The sequence below is a fragment of the Pseudomonas sp. QD4 genome (assembly GCF_049199125.1).
Taxonomy (GTDB): Bacteria; Pseudomonadota; Gammaproteobacteria; order Pseudomonadales; family Pseudomonadaceae; genus Aquipseudomonas.
Window position 1 is genome coordinate 1 of record NZ_JBLZOM010000026.1, and the last position, 255, is coordinate 255.

The window sequence follows — 255 nt, forward strand, 5'->3', positions numbered from 1 at the left end:
GTGTGGGTGCTTATGGAGCAGCTGATGTCGTCGATTAAGGAGGTGATCCAGCCGCAGGTTCCCCTACGGCTACCTTGTTACGACTTCACCCCAGTCATGAATCACACCGTGGTAACCGTCCTCCCGAAGGTTAGACTAGCTACTTCTGGTGCAACCCACTCCCATGGTGTGACGGGCGGTGTGTACAAGGCCCGGGAACGTATTCACCGCGACATTCTGATTCGCGATTACTAGCGATTCCGACTTCACGCAGTC

Annotated in this window: 1 rRNA gene; it reads right to left on the reverse strand. The window is 55.3% G+C overall.

The window, feature by feature from the left end:
* Positions 1–35: 35 nt before the first annotated feature.
* A 16S ribosomal RNA gene (locus tag ACOZJV_RS34725) occupies positions 36–255 on the reverse strand; the annotation flags it as partial.